The organism is Bacillus sp. P4_D3 (assembly GCF_056401855.1).
In genome coordinates this window covers 1-4809 of record NZ_JBFUIN010000241.1, presented here as the reverse complement: position 1 = coordinate 4809, position 4809 = coordinate 1, and the positions used below count along the sequence as shown (strand labels likewise).

Annotated in this window: 4 protein-coding genes; all 4 read left to right on the top strand. The window is 37.5% G+C overall.

Features of this window, described 5'->3' with window-relative positions; genetic code table 11:
- The coding region (gene hutU / locus AC1DTM_RS18280; protein WP_477000611.1) for a urocanate hydratase at positions 1-1530 on the top strand (1530 nt) is incomplete at its 5' end.
- 12 nt (positions 1531-1542) lie between these two features.
- Entirely contained in the window at positions 1543-2814 is a 1272-nt protein-coding gene (hutI, locus tag AC1DTM_RS18275) for an imidazolonepropionase (protein ID WP_002111179.1), read from the top strand.
- Positions 2793-3764, top strand: coding sequence for a formimidoylglutamase (gene hutG / locus AC1DTM_RS18270; RefSeq protein WP_477000610.1), 972 nt, complete (start codon positions 2793-2795; stop codon positions 3762-3764). The genes hutI and hutG overlap by 22 nt, the downstream gene beginning before the upstream one ends.
- Positions 3765-4045: 281 nt before the next feature.
- On the top strand, positions 4046-4507 hold the full coding sequence (locus AC1DTM_RS18265) for a CarD family transcriptional regulator (protein ID WP_477000609.1): 462 nt from the start codon (positions 4046-4048) through the stop codon (positions 4505-4507).
- Positions 4508-4809: the final 302 nt, after the last annotated feature.

Sequence of the window (4809 nt, the reverse complement as noted above, 5' to 3'; positions counted from 1 at the left end):
GAATTAGTTGTATACGGCGGAATTGGCCGGGCAGCTCGTAACTGGGAAAGCTACCATGCAATTGTTGATTCATTAAAAACGTTAGAAAGCGACGAAACGTTACTTGTTCAATCAGGAAAACCAGTTGCAATTTTTAAATCACATGAAGATGCGCCTCGCGTTCTTTTAGCGAACTCAAACTTAGTACCAAAATGGGCGAACTGGGATCACTTCCGTGAACTAGAGAAAAAAGGTCTTATGATGTACGGACAAATGACAGCAGGTAGCTGGATTTACATTGGAACACAAGGGATTTTACAAGGAACATATGAAACATTTGGTGAAGCGGCACGTCAACATTTCGATGGTTCATTAAAAGGTACTGTAACGATTACTGCTGGTTTAGGTGGCATGGGTGGCGCACAACCTCTTGCTGTAACGATGAACGGCGGTGTTGTAATTGCTATTGATGTAGATAAGCGTAGTATCGACCGTCGTATTGAAAAGAGATATTGTGATCTGTATACAGAGTCTTTAGAAGAAGCGTTAACTATTGCGAACGAGTATAAAGAGAAGAAAGAGCCAATTTCAATTGGACTGTTAGGAAATGCGGCAGAGATTTTACCAGAGCTAGTGAAGCGTAATATTACGCCAGATTTAGTTACGGATCAAACATCTGCTCATGATCCATTAAATGGTTATATTCCAGTAGGTTATACAGTAGAAGAAGCAGAGAAACTTCGTGAAGAAGATCCAGAACGTTACGTACAATTATCAAAAGAAAGTATGAAAAAACATGTAGAAGCAATGCTTGCAATGCAAGAAAAAGGTGCGATTACATTTGATTACGGAAATAACATTCGCCAAGTTGCTTTCGATGAAGGATTAAAAAATGCTTTCGATTTCCCAGGATTCGTTCCAGCATTTATCCGTCCATTATTCTGTGAAGGAAAAGGACCATTCCGCTGGGTAGCACTTTCTGGTGATCCAGAAGATATTTATAAAACAGACGAAGTTATTTTACGCGAGTTCGCGGATAATGAGCATTTATGTAATTGGATTCGTATGGCACGTCAGCAAGTTGAGTTCCAAGGTCTTCCATCACGTATTTGTTGGCTTGGTTATGGTGAGCGTGCAAAATTTGGCCGCATTATTAATGAAATGGTGGCTAATGGTGAATTATCAGCACCGATCGTTATCGGCCGTGACCATTTAGATTGCGGATCAGTAGCATCTCCAAACCGTGAAACAGAATCTATGAAAGACGGTAGTGATGCAGTAGCAGACTGGCCAATTTTAAATGCATTAATTAACAGTGTAAACGGTGCAAGCTGGGTATCTGTTCACCACGGTGGTGGCGTTGGTATGGGTTATTCACTTCATGCTGGAATGGTTATCGTTGCAGATGGAACAGAAGCAGCGGCAAAACGTATTGAACGCGTATTAACTTCTGACCCTGGTATGGGTGTTGTTCGTCACGTTGATGCTGGCTATGACTTAGCGATTCAAACTGCGAAAGAAAAAGGCGTTAACATTCCAATGATGAAATAAGGAGGAAGAAACATGCTGGACACTTTACTAATAAATATCGGTCAATTACTAACAATGGATCAAGAAGATGGCTTGTTAAGACAGGAAGCGATGAACACGCTTCCTGTTATTGAAAACGGTGCTGTTGGAATCGAAAACGGCGTAATTACTTTCGTTGGAACAGCGGAAGAAGCTAAAGGATTACAAGCGAAAGAGGTTATTGATTGCGGTGGAAAAATGGTTTCTCCTGGTCTTGTAGATCCGCATACTCATCTTGTATTTGGTGGATCTCGTGAAAATGAAATCGCGCTAAAATTACAAGGAGTTCCGTACCTAGAAATTTTAGAACAAGGCGGAGGTATTCTTTCAACTGTAAATGCAACGAAACAAGCATCGAAAGAAGAACTTGTTCAAAAAGCGAAATTTCATTTAGACCGTATGCTATCTTTCGGTGTAACAACCGTAGAAGCGAAGAGTGGTTACGGATTAGATGATGAGACGGAATGGAAACAATTAGAGGTAACTGCACAATTACAAAAAGAGCATTCAATTGATTTAGTTTCAACATTTTTAGGTGCTCATGCAGTTCCGAAAGAGTATAAAGGAAGATCGAAAGAATTTTTACAATGGATGCTAGATCTATTACCAGAGATGAAAGAGAAGCAATTAGCTGAGTTCGTTGATATTTTCTGTGAAACAGGTGTGTTCTCTGTAGAAGAATCAAAAGAATTTTTATTAAAAGCGAAAGAGCTGGGCTTTGATGTGAAAATTCATGCAGATGAAATCGACCCTCTTGGTGGTGCGGAAGCAGCGGCTGAAATCGGTGCAGCGTCAGCGGACCATTTAGTTGGCGCTTCTGATAAAGGAATTGAAATGCTTGCGAATTCTAATACAGTAGCAACTTTATTACCAGGAACAACTTTCTATTTAAATAAAGAAAGTTTCGCACGCGGTCGCAAAATGATCGATGAAGGTGTTGCGGTTGCTTTAGCTACAGACTTTAACCCAGGTAGCTGTCCAACTGAAAACATTCAGCTTATTATGAGCATTGCGATGCTGAAACTGAAAATGACACCAGAAGAAGTCTGGAATGCCGTAACGGTTAACTCATCTTATGCCATTAATCGAGGCGATGTAGCTGGGAAAATTAGAGTTGGTCGTAAGGCGGATTTAGTTTTATGGGATGCGTATAATTACGCTTACGTACCGTACCATTACGGCGTAAGTCATGTAAATACAGTATGGAAGAATGGTAATATCGCATATACAAGAGGTGAACAATCGTGGAGCACGGCCACTATTTAAAGAAAAATGCAAAGTTTATCGATCGCGAAGTAACGAAATGGAGCGAAATGATTAAAGATTGGGAGGAAGGAGAGGAAATATTCGGTGCTGCCTTAATTGGAGCACCCCTTTCTAAACCATCTATTAGTCATTCAGGAGCATGTTTTGCACCAAAAACAATTCGTTCAATGTTAGATGCATATAGCACGTACGCAATTACAGAAGAACATGATATGAAAGAAAGTGTTCTTCATGATTGCGGTGATATTACGATGCATGTGACAGATATAAAAGAGAGTCATAACCGAATTGCGAAAACAGTTGGTCACTTGACGAAAGTAAATCCGAAAATGATACCAATCGTTCTTGGTGGTGACCACTCGATTAGTTTTCCGAGTATAACGGGGTTTGCAAATAGTAAAGGAAAGGTCGGTATTATTCAATTTGATGYCCATCATGATTTACGTAATTTAGATGATGGTGGTCCATCAAATGGTACACCGTTCCGTAGTTTACTAGAAAATGATGTGATTACAGGAAAACAACTCGTTCAAATTGGGATTCGTAATTTTTCAAATGCACGAGCGTACCATGAATATGCAAAAGAGCATGGCGTGACAGTGTATACAATGAAAGATGTAAGAGAGCGAGAAATAAAAGATCTTATTTCAGAAAGTATTGAAGTATTAAGAAAACAAGGTGTGACTTCTATTTATATTTCTCTTGATATGGACGTATTAGACCAAGCGTTTGCGCCAGGCTGTCCAGCAATCGGTCCTGGTGGAATGGATAGTACAACTTTACTTGATGCAATTGAATTCCTTGGTAAAGAGCCACTCGTTCAAGGGATGGATATAGTAGAAATTGATCCAACTCTTGATTTTAGAGATATGACGAGTAGAGTAGCTGCGCAAGTGATTATGAGTTTTCTTTTAGCGCGAGAAACAGTTCGTAAGCAGGTTAGTATATAGACGTAAAATTAAAAGTGAATGTTTTCCTATACCTTATAAAAAACACATTACTACTCATATGTAGTAATGTGTTTTTATGTTAAATGAGAATGTGAAATTAGAATAGATATGTGTGTGGAAAATGTAACAAAATGCGGGTTTTTTAGTGTTTCTGTACAGCTTGAATTTTTATGTGTAAATAAATTGACATAGAAAATAATTTTGTGATATTATAAAAATTTTGCTAAAAAAATAAATGTGTGTTAAGATTGAGAAGGTTACCATATATGGAGGTGGATTATTTGTTTCAAATTGGCGATAACATYGTTTATCCAATGCACGGAGCAGGTATAATTAAAGCCATAGAAGAAAAGGAAATCTCAGGAGAAAAAAGACAGTATTATGTTATAAAAATGTCGGCTAGTAATATGGAAGTAATKATTCCTATGGGGAAAATATTGAATTCAAATATACGACCAGTTACAGATATAAAGGCATTAACAAACATAATAGATATTTTTCAGCATGGGGAATCAGATAGATTACTTACGTGGAAACAAAGGTATAAATTGAACACTGATAAAATAAAAACGGGTAAAATACAAGAAGGTGCTGAAGTTGTACGTGATTTATTACGTATGCAGAAAGAAAAAGCACTTAATGCAAGCGAAAAGAAAATGTTAGATAACGCACATGAATTTTTGATTAGTGAGCTGGGATTAATTGAAGGTATCACAGAAAATCAAATAAAAAGCTTTTGTTAAGATTCATTGTAGATAATGTATTACATCCCAAAAAAGATCTTGAATTTTTTGGGAATATAATTATAGAAAATCAATCATTTCAAAGACATTCAACTCTTTCAAACCACTTTTAGAGCATTAACCTCTTTTGTTATTACTACAATTTAATCCATTTTTATTTTTTAATTTCTTTTACGAATGTTCGAAGTTTAATTAAATAACTCGATAAAATAGTTACTTGATTTTTGCAATCCTGATTCACACTGGCACGGACGAGGAGCCGTAAGGATGAAAGAGAGGTAGGGCTTTCATTGTTTTAGGTA

What these genes read in the sequence shown, in the direction of transcription:
- hutI (WP_002111179.1), top strand. Translation starts at nt 1,543, where the DNA reads ATGCTGGACACTTTACTAATAAATATCGGTCAATTACTAACAATGGAT.